At 59.1% G+C, this 18,831-nt stretch carries 15 protein-coding genes and 2 pseudogenes; 8 read left to right on the top strand and 9 right to left on the bottom strand.

The window, feature by feature from the left end; genetic code table 11:
- Nucleotides 1-25: 25 nt before the first annotated feature.
- Nucleotides 26-1,033 carry an NAD-dependent epimerase/dehydratase family protein gene (locus ACWGS8_RS26960; protein ID WP_454583764.1) on the bottom strand — a complete coding sequence of 336 codons (1,008 nt, stop codon included), beginning with the start codon at nt 1,031-1,033 and terminating at the stop codon, nt 26-28.
- Between the two features lie 407 nt (nt 1,034-1,440).
- Between ACWGS8_RS26960 and ACWGS8_RS26955 the strand changes: the two genes are divergently transcribed.
- The 4 genes and pseudogenes from ACWGS8_RS26955 to ACWGS8_RS26940 form a co-directional block, all read left to right on the top strand.
- A complete protein-coding gene (locus tag ACWGS8_RS26955) occupies nt 1,441-2,262 on the top strand; it encodes a class I SAM-dependent methyltransferase (protein ID WP_454583763.1) in 822 nt (273 codons plus the stop codon).
- An 11-nt stretch (nt 2,263-2,273) separates the two neighbouring features.
- A complete protein-coding gene (locus ACWGS8_RS26950; RefSeq protein WP_454583762.1) occupies nt 2,274-3,440 on the top strand; it encodes an acyltransferase family protein in 1,167 nt (388 codons plus the stop codon).
- A 76-nt stretch (nt 3,441-3,516) separates the two neighbouring features.
- Nucleotides 3,517-3,810, top strand: a complete 294-nt coding sequence (locus ACWGS8_RS26945) for a hypothetical protein (protein WP_454583761.1) — start codon at nt 3,517-3,519, stop codon at nt 3,808-3,810.
- Nucleotides 3,811-3,846: 36 nt separating this feature from the next.
- A pseudogene (locus ACWGS8_RS26940) lies at nt 3,847-4,018 on the top strand (IS3 family transposase); the annotation flags it as partial.
- A 711-nt stretch (nt 4,019-4,729) separates the two neighbouring features.
- Here ACWGS8_RS26940 and ACWGS8_RS26935 read toward each other — a convergent pair.
- From ACWGS8_RS26935 to ACWGS8_RS26920, 4 genes are all read right to left on the bottom strand, one after another.
- Nucleotides 4,730-5,461 carry a hypothetical protein gene (locus tag ACWGS8_RS26935; RefSeq protein ID WP_454583760.1) on the bottom strand — a complete coding sequence of 244 codons (732 nt, stop codon included), beginning with the start codon at nt 5,459-5,461 and terminating at the stop codon, nt 4,730-4,732.
- A gap of 578 nt (nt 5,462-6,039) precedes the next feature.
- Nucleotides 6,040-6,621 carry a CatB-related O-acetyltransferase gene (locus ACWGS8_RS26930; RefSeq protein ID WP_454583759.1) on the bottom strand — a complete coding sequence of 194 codons (582 nt, stop codon included), beginning with the start codon at nt 6,619-6,621 and terminating at the stop codon, nt 6,040-6,042.
- Between the two features lie 57 nt (nt 6,622-6,678).
- Complete coding sequence (locus tag ACWGS8_RS26925) at nt 6,679-7,443, bottom strand: class I SAM-dependent methyltransferase (RefSeq protein WP_454583758.1); 765 nt, start codon at nt 7,441-7,443, stop codon at nt 6,679-6,681.
- Nucleotides 7,444-7,946: 503 nt separating this feature from the next.
- Nucleotides 7,947-8,723 (bottom strand): hypothetical protein, encoded by a 777-nt coding sequence (locus tag ACWGS8_RS26920; RefSeq protein WP_454583757.1) that lies wholly within the window; start codon nt 8,721-8,723, stop codon nt 7,947-7,949.
- 92 nt (nt 8,724-8,815) lie between these two features.
- On the opposite strand from ACWGS8_RS26920, the gene ACWGS8_RS26915 reads away from it, so the two are divergent.
- Nucleotides 8,816-9,076 (top strand): hypothetical protein, encoded by a 261-nt coding sequence (locus tag ACWGS8_RS26915; RefSeq protein ID WP_454583756.1) that lies wholly within the window; start codon nt 8,816-8,818, stop codon nt 9,074-9,076.
- 134 nt (nt 9,077-9,210) lie between these two features.
- Here the strand turns inward: ACWGS8_RS26915 and ACWGS8_RS26910 are convergent, their stop codons facing one another.
- Both ACWGS8_RS26910 and ACWGS8_RS26905 read right to left on the bottom strand, forming a co-directional pair.
- A complete protein-coding gene (locus ACWGS8_RS26910) occupies nt 9,211-9,822 on the bottom strand; it encodes a class I SAM-dependent methyltransferase (protein WP_454583755.1) in 612 nt (203 codons plus the stop codon).
- A gap of 179 nt (nt 9,823-10,001) precedes the next feature.
- Complete coding sequence (locus tag ACWGS8_RS26905) at nt 10,002-12,800, bottom strand: glycosyltransferase family 25 protein (protein ID WP_454583754.1); 2,799 nt, start codon at nt 12,798-12,800, stop codon at nt 10,002-10,004.
- A 1,263-nt stretch (nt 12,801-14,063) separates the two neighbouring features.
- Here ACWGS8_RS26905 and ACWGS8_RS26900 point away from each other — a divergent pair.
- Nucleotides 14,064-14,378: a hypothetical protein gene (locus ACWGS8_RS26900; protein ID WP_454583753.1), complete on the top strand. Its 315-nt coding sequence runs from the start codon at nt 14,064-14,066 to the stop codon at nt 14,376-14,378.
- 91 nt (nt 14,379-14,469) lie between these two features.
- Nucleotides 14,470-14,919 (top strand): annotated as a pseudogene (locus ACWGS8_RS26895) (DUF4347 domain-containing protein); the annotation flags it as partial.
- 320 nt (nt 14,920-15,239) lie between these two features.
- Here the strand turns inward: ACWGS8_RS26895 and ACWGS8_RS26890 are convergent.
- Together ACWGS8_RS26890 and ACWGS8_RS26885 are read right to left on the bottom strand one after the other, a co-directional pair.
- Nucleotides 15,240-17,966: a hypothetical protein gene (locus ACWGS8_RS26890; protein ID WP_454583752.1), complete on the bottom strand. Its 2,727-nt coding sequence runs from the start codon at nt 17,964-17,966 to the stop codon at nt 15,240-15,242.
- Nucleotides 17,967-18,006: 40 nt separating this feature from the next.
- Entirely contained in the window at nt 18,007-18,306 is a 300-nt protein-coding gene (locus ACWGS8_RS26885) for a hypothetical protein (protein WP_454583751.1), read from the bottom strand.
- A gap of 39 nt (nt 18,307-18,345) precedes the next feature.
- Here ACWGS8_RS26885 and ACWGS8_RS26880 point away from each other — a divergent pair, with 39 nt between their 5' ends.
- Complete coding sequence (locus ACWGS8_RS26880; protein WP_454583922.1) at nt 18,346-18,525, top strand: hypothetical protein; 180 nt, start codon at nt 18,346-18,348, stop codon at nt 18,523-18,525.
- Nucleotides 18,526-18,831 lie beyond the last annotated feature (306 nt).

The raw sequence follows: 18,831 nt of genomic DNA, 5'->3' as shown, positions 1-18,831 counted from the left end.
ATCGTCGCCAATTCCTCTCAGTGGTCTAATGCGGGGGGCCACTGACCGCTGATCTCTCACGATGCGTTACGCTACCACCAAGATCCGCGAGTGTTTGGCCCAAGCCTTCAGAAAAAGAGAGAGCTGGTCTCCACCCCAGCGCCTCTCGAATGAGCGAAATATCGAGCACGCTCACTGGAACATCAAATTTCCGACCGCGCTCATAGCGAACGTCCAGTCTTTGGGAGAGTTTTGATTCAAGTTCGGCAATGACCCCGTTAAGGCTGACGCCCTCGCCACTCCCGATATTGAAAACCTGATGGCCGTCGAGCGGCGCTGCGCGTGCCAGTGCGACCAAGCCTGCCGCGGCATCGGAAATGTGGATGAAATCACGTACGATTTCGCCATCGCCCCAGACGATTATTGGCCGTTGCGACAATGCGTGGTGCAGGAACGTCGTTACCACACCTTGGCCTTTTGCCAAATTCTGCCCTGCTCCAAAAGGATTGGCCAGCCGCGCCACACGACAATCGAGCCCGTAGAGAGCCCGATAGGTACCTAGATACAGTTCAACAGCGGCTTTACCAGCGCCGTAGGCGGTAATCGGGTTTAAACGGTGATCTTCATGCACCGGCACGCGCAGCAGTTTGCCGTAAACCGTACCGCCGGACGAAGCGAAGATCAGTCTTGGTGCCTGCGCGCCTTTTTTTCGAAGCGCATCTAGCAAAGCCAGCGTTGGCGCGACATTGGTCGACAGATCAAGGGCTGGATCATTGTTGGCACTGGCAGGAATGGATGACCATGCATAATGGTGAATGACCGTGACCCCATCGATCAGGCTATCCCATTGCGCGTTGGCAAGATCGAAACTACGCCATGTGACTCGCTCGTCAAGTGCGGGAGTAAATGTCGGCTTCGAAAGTGAGCGCCCGGCCAAAACGACCCCACACCCGCTTTGCACCAAGATTGCAGCAACATGTCGGCCAATAAAACCGCTTCCACCAAGAATCAGATGTCGTTCGACGATCTCGGATTTTTCTGCCTTAGATGACATCCGGATGTGCTCGGCCGCTCCCGAATACGGTTGACTGCGGTTGTGGGAACCAGAATAGTGAACCGCAATTCCCAAGCAGATCCGTACTCTGACTTCGCCATTGCGTCAAAGCATATCGGGTTGACAGAATGATGGTATTGATATGGCGCTCAGCCCTTGTTCGGCGGCGCCATTGATGACGAGTTTTGCCGCCCACTGGCCAGAGCAATGCGCTGGGCTGAAGCGCCGGATTGAGTCGTTCGCGTGCGCGGCGAGGAACTAGGTATCCGCCTTGTCCATAGTCCGTGTTGACCGCTTGTCAGCGCGTTGGGTGACGTGGGCATCGCCCGCATCGCCGTTGCGGGCAGGTTGTTTATGGTTTGCTGATATAGATGCTCGGTGTTTCGCGTGCTATGCCGTAACCGGTAATGAAGAGCGATGATTTCACGACAAAAATGAAAACCTTGGACCGACAGGACCATGCTGCTTTCAGCGGTTTCGCTTCCACACTGCATGAATTGGTGTCGCTGAACCTTCATGAGAACGATGCGATGTTTCATGGGAATAGCCGGCACTACCTATCGTGCGGGGGATCGGCGTTAAACGTTATCGCCGCAGCGGTCGGCCTGGCCGGAATTGAGCCAAGCGAAATCCTCGATTTCGGGTCGGGTGCCGGACGCGTCACCCGCTGGCTGCGGGTTGCTTACGTGGGCGCCGAGATTTCGGCGACAGACATGCGCTCTGAGGATCTCGAATTCTGTGCACGCGAGTTTGGTGCGCGGACGTGGCTGTCCGGCATCGATGTGGACGGCCTAGCCACTCCCTCGCAGTACGACCTGATCTGGGTCGGCTCGGTTCTGACGCACCTGTCCGCAAGCATCTCCGAGCGTCTGGTCAGGAAGCTGCTCTCATGGCTGCGACCCGACGGAATCCTCATCGTCAGCCTGCATGGGCGTTTCGTCCATTTCCGAGGCCCCGAGTTCAACTATTATGGCGTTGGCCCTGGGTGGGAGGAAATCGCGAGACGGTATCTTGAAGAAGGATACGGGTACGCCGATTATCCCGGCCGGGACGCATATGGAATCTCGCTGTCTAAGCCAAGTTGGGCGACTTCGCTGGCGGAACGGCTAGAAGGCACTCGCCTCGTCTTGATGAGTGAGCGAGCGTGGGATAACCACCATGATGTTCTCGCACTGCAAAACCGACCGGTGACGGCGCCGCTGTCCGTTCGAACCCTCCAGACAACTTGACGCGAGCACGTATGGGCGGACAAATACATTCAAAGGGGTTGATCTTTCCACTTACTGGACTGCGGTTCTTCGCCGCTTTTGCCATTGTACTCCATCACATCCGGGGGAGCTTCGGTGTGTCGACCACCGCGTTTCAAGGCTGGAACCTTGCTAGCGGCGTCACCGTTTTTTTTGTTTTGTCAGGGTTCGTACTGACCTATTCCCATCCTGCTCTCAATAAGTCGGGCGAAACACGTCAGTTCTATATCGGTAGAATTGCCAGGATCTTGCCCGCTCATCTTGTCACACTGCTGACGGCAGTCGCGCTAGGCGTGCCATTCGCGACTCCGTACTTCCTCGCAAATGGTTTGTTGCTGCAAAGCTGGATTCCAACCGGCGATTACTTTTTCAGCTACAATGCGGTCAGCTGGAGCATCTCGACCGAGATGAGTTTTTATCTCGTTTTCCCGTTTCTGATCCGCAATTTCGAATCGGCATGGCCTTGGAAACTCGCCGCATGCTTCGTCGCCTCCTCAGCGATGGGTCTCCTTGCCTGGCAACTCGGACTGCCTTTTTACAGTGGCGGAAAAGATGCCGTCATCCAGGGCATCGTGATGGTCAACCCGGTCGCAAGAGTCTTCGAATTTTGCCTCGGCATGACGGCGGCGTTGCTGTGGACGCGTTTCCGCGACCGTCTCGCCCATCTTCGATTTGGCACATGGGCCGCCTTCGAGTTGATCGGCGTCCTGCTGCTGATCTGGGGATCTGGCTGGATCAACGCGATCCTACAGCCCTTCATGAGCTCGGGTGCTATGCAGTATTGGACGAACCAGACACTTTCCCCTGTCGTTCCGGCGGCCTTGCTGCTCATCATTCTCGCATCAAGCACCGGGCCATTGGCGAAGGTGCTCGCCTGCCGCCCCGTGAGGTTCCTTGGCGAGATTTCATTCGCCATTTACTTGACACACCAACTCGTCATCAGGTTTTTTGTCATGCACCCACTAATCCTGGAAGGCCTGTCGCAGCGGACGGCGATCGGGGTCTTTCTGCTTACAGTTCTTGCCGCATCAACCGCACTGCATCTAGCCGAGATTCCAGCCAGAAGGATGATTGTGGGATGGTTTGGTAGCACCCCAAGGACGAAGGCCGTGAACCGTCGAAGACCGCCCGTTGGTCAACCAGAGCCAAACTTAGAGTAAATTTGCCTTGTCATCGTGACCATGATGCTGACGACGATCTTATTGTCCGACGCCGTTCACCGGGGAAGGAACCGCATTGGCCTTGGTCGGCGCCTATGTGCTCGCCGGCGAAATCAAACGGCGCGCCACCAGCCAGGAGGCCTTCGCAGCTTATGAACGGCTGTTGCGGCCGTACGTTGAGGCGTCGCAAAAGCGTATAAGCCCTCGATTCATTCGGCTCATCCACGTAAAGACGCCGTTCGGAATCGCAGTCACGCGGATCGCTCAGAAATTATTCGCAAGCAAAGGCGTGCAGAAGCTCCTCAGGCCGAGCGATGCCAAGCGCAAAAGGGATATCGCGCAAGACTTTGTCTTTCCGGGCTATTCCTAACCGCAGTCACAAACGTCCCGTGACGGCCTACCGATCGGCTATCCGAAGACGATCCGCGTTGATCAGGGCTCGGAGTACGTCTCCCGCGACCTCGATTTGTGGGCCTGCAGCAGGGGCATCACGCACTTCTCGCGCCGGGAAAGACACCTATAGCGCTTACAACGAAGCCGTCAGCGGCGCTTGGCTTGCCAGTCGTAGCCGTCGACATCTGGGTAACCCTGCGCACATTCCCGTTCGATCTGGCCAGCGTCGTCCAAGCAGTCGGCGGAACGACGCAGCGCCGCGGGACGGCCATCCCGACGGGGATGCCAGTCGGTCCACTGAAGCCTTCGCCGCGATCGCGGAGGAGCGCGGCCTCTGGACAGGCTTTCTGCGCCGCACGCCATCTGCGATGGAGTGGCCCGCTCCCACCATAGCTCTCTAACATTGATATTGTTTTAGATCTTTGGTGAGACGGGGCAGGAATGCGCCTCCCGGCAGTCCGGATTTCTCTCAACCAAGTGTTTCGTCTCGGGGGTTCAAAATCCTGCCGCTACCATACATCCCGACTTCGCAATTATGGCATGCCTACGAATGCGGCACGGGTTGCCAGCGCCACACGGGACCGATCCGCTCGCTTCATACAGTTCAAGTGGGTCGGAAGGTGAGATGTCCCTTTTGCGGAAATAAATTGCGATTGCCATGGCGATCGGGCTGAGGACTCGCACAGGCGCTCGGATCAAGCCTCATGCGAACCAAGTACTCCGAGTTGCCAGCGCGCTACCATATCGCCGGTGCTGATCCACCACCGCTTGTCACGGTCATGTCGCCGGCCATCTCGCGACAGCGCGGCGCGCGCCGACAGCATGTTGTGTGCATCAACGCGGCCGACAGCCAATCGTCCGCTACATTGCGGGTCTGTTCCCCCACTCCTGGCTTATCACGCGATCCGCAACAGCTCGCGCAGGCGGACCGGCAGTCGGGGCGAGGCTTGCAGTTCGGCACAGCTCGCCTCCCATTGCCTCAGATATTCACTGATGGGCAGGCCGCTGCGTCCGGGCCAACGGTTGAGTGCGCCAAGCGCCTCGACACAGTCCGGCGCGCGGTCGTATTCGGCGAGTATGGTCAGCGACATAGCCTGGGCGAACGGATTGAGGGCGGGCATTTCGATCTCTCCGCGATGATCGGTGAACCACGCCGCGGCGTTGCGGGTGAGCCCCTGGCTATCGGCGAGAGCCGTATAGCGGTCGATGATATCCTGGCGGTACCGGGCGATGGCATCGCCGAAGGCGTTGTCGCCGGCGAAGGGCGGGGCCTCCTTCCAGCTTTTCGCCAGGCGCCCGAGTCCGCGCAGCGAGTGGGCCTCCACCATCGCTTCCTCGAGCCATTGGCAGGGGGGCGCCGGCCTGGCGTCCGGCTGCCAGCTGTTGCAAAGGACATGGCCGAGCTCGTGGCCGAACTGGTAGGCGAGCTTCGACCAGTCACGCTCCCCGATATCAACGATGATCCAGGCCATGCTGCTGCCGTCCGGATGCAGCCAGATGGCCGGCGTGCCGGACGTGTGCTCGTCGACACGCAGCCGCGTCGGCTGGCGGTCGGACACGAGGCGAACGCCATCGAGGCAGGCATGCCGCATCCGCTCGACGACTTGATCAGCCGCCCCCTCCAGCATGCGGCCCCAGTCGCCGGTAAGCTCGATGGGCGCGGTGAGTAGGGTTAGCCGTGGGCGGGCCGAGGGAGATTTTGGAGACATGGCTGCATAGGTTTTCCGCGGGTGACTCCACAGACTAGCCGGTGCCAAGCTAGTAGCCAATGAGACGGCAGCAAGTATGCTAAACTTTCGCCTGTTCGTCAGCTGGTGCTCCTTTCTATCGAGGTGTGGCCAGAGCGTCATCGGGAACTCTCTCCTGGGGCGATGCGCTTCACTATTCTGTCAACAAACTTTTCCGTTGGACAACAATCACTTCTTGGCGCGCATCGCAGGGCGTACCGCGATCCCACAACCTCGAACGTCGCTTATGGAAGTTTGCTGTGTCTTCGCAGCGGCGGCGAGCACGCTACCGATCGGTGATAGCCGTATTGCGACTTCGCGCGAGCGCGCAGCGCATGCGGCGAACAACATCGAGATCGGGAACGCTCTGCAGCACGTCCAGAGCATTGTGCACACGTCAAGCTCCTTGTCGGCAAAGAACCTCGGCCAAACCTGCGAAAGCGCCAAGTGATGAATCGCGGGCTTGCTAGCGAGGCAGTCTAAGAAACAAGCTCCTTTGGGATGCCGCACGCATCGAAGAACAGCGAAATATTTCCTGATAAGAGAAAGGGAAGGGTCTCACGGATTCGTTCTTCCTCCCAATCCCACCAGCGAATCTTGAGTAGAGTTGCGACCTCCCTCTCGGAAAAACGAAGTCGCACAGTCTCTGCGGGATTTCCCGCAACGAGTGCGTATGGCGGAACATCACGCCGGACTACGCTTCCTGCCCCTATGACGGCTCCGTCCCCGATCCTTACACCAGAATGGATCATGGCATGGCTCGCGATCCAAACGTCATTTCCGATAATGACATCGCCCCTGGTCGATGGGTGTCCGGATATATTTTCGGCCTCGGGCCAGTGGGCGATGGCGGAAAAAGGATAAGTTGTTATCCAATCCGAGCGGTGGTTCCCTCCAAGAAATATTTCAACGCCGTCTGAGATAGAACAAAATCTGCCGATCTTTAACGATGCTTTTTCACCCCACCATCTGACGGTAGGAACTCCATAGCTATATTCTCCAATGTCAAAACCTCTGCCGTCCAACGCAGCTCGAGTGAAGATTGGCATGATCTGAGGCATCTATTTCGACTCCTGGACCTTAACGCGGACCGAGAGCTGCTCCCGGGTGGAACTGGATCAAATCCAAAACTTCGTCGCCAAATGCTCAGCTGTGGAGAATTCTTTGCTCTTCTCAATGGATAGAGTCGTCCAGTAGTTGTCGTAAGCCTCTCGATCGATATCTTTTGAGGAAAAGCGACCAACAATCTCGACATATGCACCGTCAAGCGCTTGGCTAGCAGGGTCGAGATTAGTGATGGAAACGAGCCCTGTCGGCGGGCAGTCGAACATCGTTATGGACAGATCGGGGCGGTAACTCCGAAGCACGGGAACGACCTTCCATACATCTCCTGTCCACCATTGTGCAAAGCGCGATTTGGCCCACGTAGGGTCAGAGCGATCTCTAACGGTCATAAAGAACCCCGGGGGAAGGCAATCGTGAAGAAGGATGATCGAATTCTTGCGGCAATGCTTTTCTGTGTTCATAAAATCGCGTAGCAGGAATTCGAAAAGATGCATTCCATCAAGGAACGCTAGATCGATTGGAGCGCCGAACAATTGAGAGGCGTTGTGGGTCGCAAAAAACTCGTCGCTAGATTGCTGAAATAGCATACAACTTGGTTTTTCACCCATTATGTCGGCATCGATCTGGAATTGGGGGTCGACCGCTATGCTGGCGCCATTGGCCAGTCGAAGTGTCGCGCCGCTAAGCGTGCCAATCTCGAAGTACGTCTTCGGTTTAAGGCATAGATGGAGAGTGTTTAGAAATGTGGAATAACTCTCACCGCAAATAGCGGCTGAATGATCAGCGTCGTCATTCGTACTTGAATTATCAATATCCAACCTAGGTTCTCATTTTCAATCTAAAAATGAACAGTCGACCGCGATGTTGGCTATGGTATCTTAACTGCGAACCGCCGGAACGACAAGAGCCGGTGTCGACTGAAAGACCGTCGAGGCATCGATTGCAGAGACGGCGATGGGGGGCCGCCGTTGACGCTCCGACCATCAAACCAGCCACGGCCGCGTCCTCAGCCGAGTGCGCCGGTAATGGCCACTGCGCAGAATGGTAGCAACCTAGATCCGAAATCGCTGGCCGATCCCACCAAGCATTCTTGTTCCAGCGCCCTAAATCTCGCCCGTCATCATGGCCCGGCCACCCTCGCCTTCAGTGCCATGCCTGAGCGAGAAAACCTACATGCCTAGGCACTAACTCAACAACATCCTAACAAATGTCCGTCGCCACTCGTGAACCACCAAATTATCACATGTCTCGAGGCGACAATCTTCCGATTTTTCTGGCTCAGGAAGATTAGTCCCTTGTCGAAAAATCCGATACCACCTCACTATGCCCGGAAAAAGTACGTATGATAAATAAATTGGATCGGCCTGACCACATATGGGTTTGTATCAATGAGAGTAAGAATTGACTTCATCTCTCCACTGGGATCAATTCCGATACCTTTAAGATAGTCGTAAAACGGTCCTGACTCCGGCTTGCATTCGTTCGCATGTCGGATGAGGAAATTGTCAACGATGCCTGCTCGCCAGCGCTCTTTCAGGTGATGACCCCAATATATATCGAGTCCCCATCCCGAAATTGACAAATCAAATGAATGGAGCATCTCCCGCAGAAAGTCACGCCTGAAGAATGGAGCCATCACCTCGACCCAATTTGTTGTCCGCAGTATTAGACCAGGGTGATGACGCGTAAGCGGGATGACACAGGAACTGTCAGAGGTCAGAGACGGTTGTGCGATATCCAGAAAATATTCTTCGCAAAGTTTGAAAAACTCATCGGGATCAAATAAAATTTCAACGTCATCGTCCAGAAAAAAAACTCCCTCATAGATATTATGCAATCCCGTCGCCTCGAATAGCCGTTTGGCGCCATGCATCTTTGAAAGACCGCCGCCGAAAATGAGCTCGGCTCCGGTGCGGAAAGCGTCATCTGGGTGCGGGTCTGCATAGTAGTTTATCCCGACATCGTACTCCCGGCGCTCACTCAGAGGCTCAGAAAACAAGGAGGGTCGGCGCTTGGAACCGGCGCGTATCAGAATCAAGTACCGCCTTGGTTCACGCGGGACAGTTAGTATCTGAATGTCGTCCGAGTTCTGAAACATTGACGGTTCTCCGATATCACGACGGCGGTCTGCGGCATCGATTTTTGTCGATGGAGGGACTTGGCGCCGACGGCCCAGTGACGAGGTGGAGCATGGCGTATTATGACGCCTTGATTTCCAAATGGGCAACGCTCACGTCGTCCGGAACCACGGCTGCGGAGCAGGTCAATGCGATGACGGTAACCGGCCCAGCCGTTCCGACGATCATCCCGACCTATCGGATTTGCAACCTCATCGTCGACAGCGAGTTCGCCGCGCTCGGCTGGCAACTCATCCGCAACATTCTCGGCCTGGGCACTTCTCTTGAGCTGATGCGCTTCATTGTTCTGCCAGCAAATTTTTCCGCTGGATAGCAATTACTTTTTGGCACCGATGTAGGGCGTACCGCAATCCATGACCATCGAACAAAGCTTAAGGCGGTGTGTAAGTTGCTATGATGCTTTCGCAGCGGTGCCGAGCATTTGGACCGGTAATGGCACTGGGTTTCTCATGCACCGATTTGCGCCATATCCCACAGACACATCGCCTTCGAAGCGTAGTGTTCCTCCGGCATGACCAGGAGTGGCAGCGGCAACGAGAATGGCGGTTGCTGTAAGTTGAGAAATCCGAATCCACCCGTCTCCCGCGCAATGTCCTGAGCCGAGGTCGAATGGCTTGAGGTCAACAGCCAGCGCGCGCCGCACTTCTTGAAGTTCCGTAGCGCGCGCCAGATATCGGGCTCGGTCAGATGCTGCAGACAGTCGCGTGAAAAAATGAGGTCGACGTTGGGCAGCGGTTCGGCTGCTAGATCGAGCACGAGGAATTCGCGATCCGCATATCGCATGCGGTTCGTTTCGATGACCTCCGGCACGATATCGCAGCCAATGTAGTGCGTTTTGCCCAAATCGACGAAGCGCATCCAGTTGAAGTCACCGCAGGGCGCATCGAGCATGGAGTTCACATCCAGTGCGCGCAAAAGCATCGGCAATACGGTTCGGACACGATGCGTCGTTGCGTACGCCGAACCGAGTCCGGAGCGCGATTCCGCGGAGCCCCACTCGTTGCTTTGGTAAATGCGCGCGAACGCTTCGCGGGAATCATCGGGCGTGCTTTGCGTCATCGAATGCACCTCTGGGCAATCTTTTGTATTCGTCCGTTCGAAATCTTTACCCTTCCATTTCCGTGAGCCATGTCGGCAGAGTGTATGTCCGTTCGAATGCACGCACCGGAACGGTCCGGCCAGACACGCTCTCAAGTGCAGGACCAATTCGATCGGTTCGGCAGATGCGGTGCCGAGTCCTAGTTGGACCGCAAGCCATCTGCAGCTACCCGATCTGAAGGTTGCTCGTCGTCTAGGATGACGAGTGGTGGGACACAAAGGAAAGCTTTCATTGACCCATATGCCGCACACATCGCGCAATCGATACCCGTGTCGTCAAGGACGACCGCAGTTCCAGGAAATGGTATCTGTCTGCTTCGTAGCGGCAGGCATTTTTCAAGAAGTATGCGGGCGCCTCTTGGTGTAACCGTGTAGGCTTGTGTCCCAAATGAGTGCTCGACCTTGATCAGGGATCGCGAAAACTTTTCGATCTGAAACAAGGAATTTTTGTTCTTATACCGGCGATCATAGAATTCAAGCTTGGCCTTGGAGAAGCCGAAATCTAGCCAGATGAACAATGGGTCGAATACATACCCCCACTGTATCAAGTCCCAGTCCGCCGGTACCTGAGCAGCAATATTGGCGGATTCCTCCATAAATCGAAAAGATGCTCGGACGTCGTCTTCAAAAATGGTTATCGCCTTGTTATCTGACACCGCCAGCTTCCATAAGCTGATATGGGATAGAGCGCATCCCAAAGTGCCCGGGGGGTATGCGCAATCATTGCTGATCAGACCTTCCTTTATGAGCGCCTCCCTGTCGAGAGAAGTGCCGTCAACGGCCGATACCCGAACCGTATTGTGTGTTAGATGCCAGTTATTACTTTGATACCTGTTCCAGCGATTGACGCTGCGGTCGAGGTTTATCAGGTGTATTTTCGGCGAATCCTTGGGTTCGACATGTCGATCTGGTAGGGAGCCCAGGGGCGTGGCGCCAGCGAATACCGGGGTATCGCCCGCACCGTGCAACAGCGCTCGAGCGCGCTCGATCCCGTCACTCACATAATATTGGCCATCGCCGAAAGTGATGTAGCCATAGACTTGTCGGTTATCCATATACTGAACGATGCCCGCCTTGCGGGCGCTGTCGGCAAAAATCACGTACTCGTACCGCGATGTGGCGTCCTCGTATGTCAGTTCGGTCAGTACGTCGGCGCGGACAAGATAGGTGCAGTGCACAAGCGGCATCTCGATAATGCCGCGCACGTGGCGGTTGAGCACCCATCCGTATTGATCGCACTGCATATAGTAGCCGTTGGCGTCGATCTCAGCGTGGTAATTCGAATAGTATTGCCCGGGAGAGATGGAGCGAAGCAGGGGAGCGACGATCGGCACGTCGAGCGCGACAAGCTCGCGTAGCGTCGCCGGTCGCACGAAATTATCGACGTCGACAACGAAATAGAAATCGCAGCCATGCTCGAGAGTCTTCCGCAAACTTATGTTGCGGATTCGGCCAAGGACCCTGAAGCGCGTCTCGTTCCATTCGTGTTCGCCAAACTGTTCGACTCTGTCGGCCACGTTGGAGGCATCGAACTCAACCGCGGCATAGAGGTGACCAACGCGCTCCACCCATTCGCGCAATATGTGCTCGGTCCTGTCGGTGTTGTTGTTTGTCCTGATGTACAGGACGATCGACGCCTTCGGGTAGTCGAGCGCCTCGATGCACTCAAGGTACAGCGGCAGTGCCGGCTCTTTCTGCTTTGCCAGGATTGCCACCAGGATGCGCGGCGTGCCCTCGATGCGCGACCGCAACGAACGTTGCCGGACAAGCCTGTGCTGGTCGATCAAGCTCTCGGTCCCGAACGCCCCAAGTTTCGGCGGCTCATTGACCGGAAGCTTGTCGGTGGCGAAGCGCGCGTTGGCCAGCACACGCTTCGCCATTTCCGCAGGCAATTTGTCTGAGGTGAGCAATTTTAGACAGGCGTCGAGCGATTCCCGGTAGGCGCCTGCCCAGTAGGCATTGATAGCAAACTCGTCGAGCACTCCGTAATCGTAGACCCAGGGCTGAATGAAAAGTCCGGGAGGTTGAACAAGGTCGAGCCCGCGACGGGCAAATTCCGTTCCTTCCGCATTCCGGCCCTGGTTGCGGCAATAGAGGCTCGCGGCGTGTAGAGCCTCCGCGCGGGCGGGGACGACCTGCGCCGCGCGCTCAAAGGCCGCAACGACCTCGTCGAATGGCCGCCCCAGTGCTGCCATCAGGTTGCCCGCCTCGAGCAGGCTGACATAGACCTCCTCGTCCCAAAAACCCAGCTCGGCGCGCTTCAGATAGGTCGCCAGTGATTTTTCACGCTCGCCGGAATCCCTGTAGCTCTGTGCCAGATAGAAGGTGTATCGCGAAACAAGGAAGGGGTCGGTCTCCGTTGCAAGCGCATTTTCAAGAACGGCCGAGTCGTCCTGGTACTTTCGCGGGTTTTGACTGCGTGCTCCGCCACGCCCCGTCGCCACGCGAAAACCCTTGGCGGTCTCCCGCGTAAGATGGCCAGGAGGGGCCTCGAGATATTCGTGCAGAACGCCCTTGAAGGCGAACGGCAGACGGTTGCGGCAGATCTGCGGGCGATAAAACGAAATGCCGCCATGTAACACCTCGACGTCGTATAAATCGTGTTCCATCTGCGACTTGAACCCGATGGGATCGAAGTCGGCGTCCAGGATCAGAACATCGTCCGCGTCGATGATCATTGCATAGTCGACAGTCTCGACTTTACGCAATCGTTCAAGGGCGAAGGTTCGGTTGTACGCGAAGTCCCGCCACGGCTCGTCAATGACAGCGCCTTGGACATTGTGATCGGCGAGGAATCCGCGGATCAGGTCTTGCGTGCCGTCCTCGGAACCCGTGTCGACAACGAGCACGTAGTCGACAAGGGGAAGTACGCTGGCGAGGCATTGCAGGATAACCCTCGTCTCGTTCTTGACGATCATGCACAGGCCAATGGTGCTCATGCTATTCCTTTAGCTGAGCGGCGCGCGTTGCGCGCCTGCCCGAAATTGTGGAACGGCAATTCGTGCAATTCACCCGGCAGAGCGGATTTGCCAGGCTTCGATCGCTCATGCATCCCCCCTATGTCGCTACCCACTTGCCGGTCCGACAGCGGGACAGCCTTGTTTCCAAAGATCCGATCATCCTTCTCACGGATCGTGCAGCGCATCCTCTGGAAACCGCGCCTGGCCTTATCCATCGTGGTCAGCAGTCAGCCGTCGCGGCGGCATGTAGTAACGACTGTCGCGAAAGGACCTGGTCCAACTGCAACTGCCCGTATTCACCCGCTGTGTATTCCGCCGCCATTTGCTGGCTGCCGTCAAGTCGAGACGGCCACATCCGCCGACACGTTGCCACCGTGTCCCGTATCGTCTGTAAGCGCCATCGCCCTGTGCGGTTGCAGGGACGAGGGGGACCTTCAACTGCAGGCTGAAGTCAACAGGCTCCGAGGCGGAACTGGTAAGTATATGAATTTCAGAGCGATTTTTCCTATCCGCCGCCGGTATTGCTCGAACGCCGCTGCCCTGCTTAAAACCAATTTAGAAGTTACTTAATTAATAGTTTACAACTTCCTAATTTTATAATTTACTAAAATACGGTGTTGAGGGGCGCCCCGCAGGTTGGACGGCGGCATGCCCGAATTTCTGCGAAGGTCGCTCCTAGGGAGTTGAGTTAGAGGGTCTGGGTTATCAAGGCCGTTTCGCAGATTGTAAGGTGCGTCCGCAGGGCGCGCCAACGATATGTCGTGTCTTTGCCCTCCCCTTTGGAGGCGGACGGTCTCCCCTTCCCCTGAGAGTTGTCGCCAAGACGTCAGCGTCACGGCAACGGGAGTGGTGTTGTGAATCGAGTCGTATCGCGTAAGAATAGCAACCGCCGTGCGGGCCCCTGTTTGGGTGGTCTCCACGGAACATCGCTGCGAGGCGTTGTCAGGACCGATCGCCCGAATGCGCTGATTGGCGCGCCTCGCCCACGCGCTTCCAAACTCTCTTTCATCCATCCTTCGATATCCGATCTCGGCACGATCTTCCGAAACCCGAGACCGGAAACCGAGGCAATCACGCCGGCCGCCGCGCAGTGGGCGTCGGCGGGACCAGAACGAATTTCAATGATGCGGTGTCGCAGACAATTCGAACGGCCCATGCCGCCGACCTAGTCGGGCCGCGGGCGTTCGGCAGCAAATGGAAATTGACGGCGCGGCACAGGGGCCGCGGACCAGGGAGGATATGATGAGCTACATAACAGGGTTCTCGGTTATGGAAATCGCCGTCAGGGGCGTTTTGCCCATCGGCGACACGACGGAAAATGTAACCTATTTTATTCTGGACACGGCCAAGAGCGCGATCGTTGGCCAGGTCATTCTTCCCAGAGCCGTCAAGCAAAGCCTAGCCGTAGCAGTCACCGTCAAGGTTCCGGCCGCAGCCGGTTCACTTGCGATTGGCACGTTTGACCATGGCGGGAATTTCCAAGCCTGCAGCTTCCTCCGCGTAGAGAGCCCCTCTGTCGAACGTCCCGACGGCGCCGTCGGCCCGTCAGGAAGATGACCGAGCCCAAGCACTTTCTCCCCACCGCTCGCCGGCCCAGCCGATGGGCGGTTTTCCCTTGAATTGAATTCGAAGCCAACAGGAGCCAGTCATGGCCCGTGCCTCTGAAATTCTTTTTGTCGATCCTTCAGTCTCCGACCTCCAGACAGTTCTCGGCAATCTGAGACCAGAAGTCAGGTCGGTCATTCTGGATGGCGGCCGACCGGTGGCGCAGCAGATCGCTGCCGCATTGTCGGGGCACGAAGGGCTTGACGCGGTGCACGTCATCGCGCATGGCGCGCCTGGCCGGGTTAGCTTCACGGCGGGACAATGGTCGGCCGCCACACTGAAAGACGATGCTGAGGATCTTGCCGCAATCGGCCGGGCGCTTGCCGCGGACGGCGAGCTGCGGCTGTGGAGCTGCGAAACGGCATCGGGGAATGCTGGCGAGACGTTCGTGGCGGCGCTGGAAGAGGCCGTCGGCGCGGACGTCTGCGCATCGAGATCGCTGGTTGGCGCAGCGGCCCTCGGTGGCACCTGGCAAATATTCGCACGCGCGAGCGCTCCCACGCCCCTGCCGCCGCTGACCTCAGATGGAATGGCAAGTTACGCCGGAGTGCTTGCATCGGGTGATCTGACACTCAACGGCACGATACAGGGAAACGGCAACGCAAGTTCCGTCAACACCTATTATCTGGTGGATACAACCGGCGGTTCTAACGTAGTAGTTGGCAGCTTTCAACTTCCAAACGCTACTAATGCCGGCCTCGCACTTGCGTTTTCTATGACTATAACGATTCCCAATACGGCCCACAGTTATACTATTTACGACAATAGTTTTGATGTATTTGGTACACTTACGCCCCTCGTCCCTGGTGTTAGTTATACCTTCGCGGCCGGTGCTGCTAACGGCACGCACAACAATACATTTAATGCGCCGGCGACTCTCAACCTCACGCAATCAGGCGCCACGGGCCCGGCTGGCGCGACCGGAGCCACAGGTGCGACGGGAGCAACCGGCGCGACTGGCTCGACTGGTGCGACAGGTTCCACGGGTGCGACTGGATCGACCGGAGCAACTGGTGCGACGGGTTCGACCGGGGGAACCGGTGCGACAGGCTCGACCGGCGCGACTGGATCGACCGGAGCGACCGGATCGACCGGAGCGACCGGTTCGACCGGCGCAACCGGCTCTACCGGTGCGACTGGCTCGACCGGAGCGACAGGCTCGACCGGGGCAACCGGCTCGACCGGCGCCACGGGCTCGACCGGAGCAACCGGCGCCACCGGCTCGACCGGAGCCACGGGCTCGACCGGAGCGACCGGGGCAACCGGGGCAACCGGCTCTACCGGTGCGACTGGCTCGACCGGAGCGACGGGTTCGACCGGGGCAACCGGCTCGACCGGCGCAACCGGCTCGACCGGAGCAACTGGCTCGACCGGTGCGACTGGTTCGACCGGGGCAACCGGCTCGACCGGAGCAACTGGCTCGACCGGCGCCACGGGCTCGACCGGCGCAACCGGCTCGACCGGAGCAACTGGCTCGACCGGTGCGACTGGTTCGACCGGGGCAACCGGCTCGACCGGAGCAACTGGCTCGACCGGAGCCACTGGCTCGACCGGGGCAACCGGCTCAACCGGCGCAACCGGCTCTACCGGTGCGACTGGCTCTACCGGAGCGACGGGTTCGACCGGAGCCACGGGCTCGACTGGTGCAACTGGCTCGACCGGGGCAACCGGCTCGACCGGCGCAACTGGCTCGACCGGAGCCACTGGTTCGACCGGGGCAACCGGCGCAACCGGAGCAACCGGCTCGACCGGCTCGACCGGAGCAACCGGAGCAACCGGCTCGACCGGCTCGACCGGAGCAACCGGCTCAACCGGCGCAACCGGCTCTACCGGTGCGACGGGTTCGACCGGGGCAACCGGCTCGACCGGCGCCACGGGCTCGACCGGAGCCACGGGCTCGACTGGTGCAACTGGCTCGACCGGAGCGACTGGTTCGACCGGAGCCACGGGCTCGACCGGAGCCACTGGTTCGACCGGGGCAACCGGCTCTACCGGCGCAACCGGGGCGACCGGCTCGACCGGCTCGACCGGAGCAACCGGCTCGACCGGCGCCACGGGCTCGACCGGTGCGACTGGATCGACCGGCGCGACTGGATCGACCGGCTCGACCGGGGCAACCGGCGCGACCGGAGCCACTGGCTCGACCGGAGCAACCGGCTCGACCGGGGCAACCGGCGCGACCGGCGCAACCGGCTCGACGGGAGCGACGGGTTCGACCGGCGCCACGGGCTCGACCGGAGCCACTGGCTCGACCGGGGCAACCGGTTCGACCGGAGCGACTGGTGCGACCGGAGCAACCGGCTCGACCGGAGCAACTGGTTCGACTGGTGCAACTGGCTCGACCGGCGCAACTGGCTCGACCGGAGCAACTGGCTCGACCGGTGCGACTGGATCGACCGGCGCGACTGGATCGACCGGCGCGACTGGATCGACCGGCTCGACCGGCGCAACTGGCGCGACCGGAGCCACTGGCTCGACCGGAGCAACGGGCTCGACTGGTGCAACTGGCTCGACTGGTGCAACTGGCTCGACCGGCGCAACCGGCGCGACCGGCGCCACGGGCTCGACCGGAGCGACTGGTGCGACCGGAGCAACCGGCGCGACCGGAGCAACTGGGTCGACCGGAGCAACTGGCTCGACCGGAGCGACTGGTGCGACGGGAGCAACCGGCTCGACCGGAGCAACTGGCTCGACCGGAGCAACCGGCTCGACCGGAGCAACTGGCTCGACTGGTGCAACTGGCTCGACCGGCGCAACCGGCTCGACTGGAGCAACCGGAGCGACCGGAGCAACCGGCGCAACCGGAGCAACCGGCGCAACCGGCTCGACCGGAGCAACCGGCTCGACCGGTGCAACTGGCTCGACCGGAGCGACGGGTTCGACCGGGGCAACCGGCTCGACCGGAGCAACTGGTTCGACTGGTGCAACTGGCTCGACCGGCGCAACTGGCTCGACCGGAGCGACTGGTGCGACGGGAGCAACCGGCTCGACCGGAGCAACTGGCTCGACCGGAGCAACCGGCTCGACCGGCGCAACTGGCGCAACCGGAGCGACGGGTTCGACCGGGGCAACCGGCTCGACTGGTGCAACTGGCTCGACCGGTGCGACTGGAGCGACCGGCTCGACTGGAGCAACCGGGGCGACTGGAGCAACCGGGGCGACCGGAGCAACCGGCTCGACCGGAGCGACTGGATCGACCGGCGCAACCGGAGCAACCGGCTCGACCGGCGCCACGGGCTCGACCGGAGCGACTGGTGCGACCGGAGCAACCGGCGCGACCGGAGCAACTGGCTCGACCGGAGCAACCGGCTCGACCGGAGCAACTGGTTCGACGGGAGCAACCGGCTCGACCGGAGCAACCGGCGCAACCGGAGCCACTGGCTCGACCGGAGCAACCGGCGCGACTGGATCGACCGGCGCAACCGGCGCAACCGGCTCGACCGGAGCCACGGGCTCGACCGGAGCGACTGGTGCGACCGGGGCAACCGGCTCGACTGGTGCAACTGGTTCGACCGGCCCGACTGGATCGACCGGAGCCACTGGCTCGACCGGACCAACAGGCTCGCCTGGTCCGACAGGGTCAACGGGTGCGACCGGCCCAGGCGGTGAAACCGGTGATCATCATCATGATCATGATCATGACCATGACCATGACCATGACAATAACGGCCACGGCAATGGACAGCAGGACGCGCCGGGCAACTCCGGCGACCACAACAATGCCGACAACAGCGGACACCAGGGACAGGGCAACTCTTCCGGAGGCCAAGGCAAAGGCGGGAATAACGCCAACGTCACGGCGAGCACGCTGGGGCTGAAGGACACGACGAAGTTCCTGCAACCCGGCTCGACTGACGGCAACGGTGATCCCGGCAAGCATGGGTCGTTCCACAACTTGGTCGGCCTTGCGGCCACAACGGTGACGACAGACCTGCTGAACGTCCTCAAGACGATCAGCGGATCTGGCAACAACCAGAACAAGCCGTCTGGGGCGAGCACGGATCTCACCTCGGACCAGACCAAGCACGGCGCCGGCTACGCCAGCAACGACCACACCGTCAAGACGACCCTGAAGGATCTCTTCAAGCCGCACGAGTGAGGGCGAATGGTGTTGAGAACGGGCGCGCGGGCCTCGCTGGAAAGCGGGACCCGCGCGCCGATATTTCTTCTTCGCGGTTCGCGCAGCACCATCCTGCGGTGCTTGGCTTGTCGATCATGCTCAGCTGCCGCCCGGCATACCAGCAGGTCCGCGACTGCCCCGCGATGGCGATCGTTCGCGGACCATGACAGCAACGGAAAGGAATCCCCCAAGTCCTCAATTTTCAGAAATAATTTGCGCGGGTTGGGAACCGCAATATTGACCGAGGTCTGCCGCCTCGGTCTTGGTAATCTACCAATTCCCTAC

Source organism: Mesorhizobium sp. 43Arga (assembly GCF_053714255.1).
Note: the sequence above shows the minus strand (reverse complement) of the source record. Positions and strands in the feature narration are given on the sequence as shown.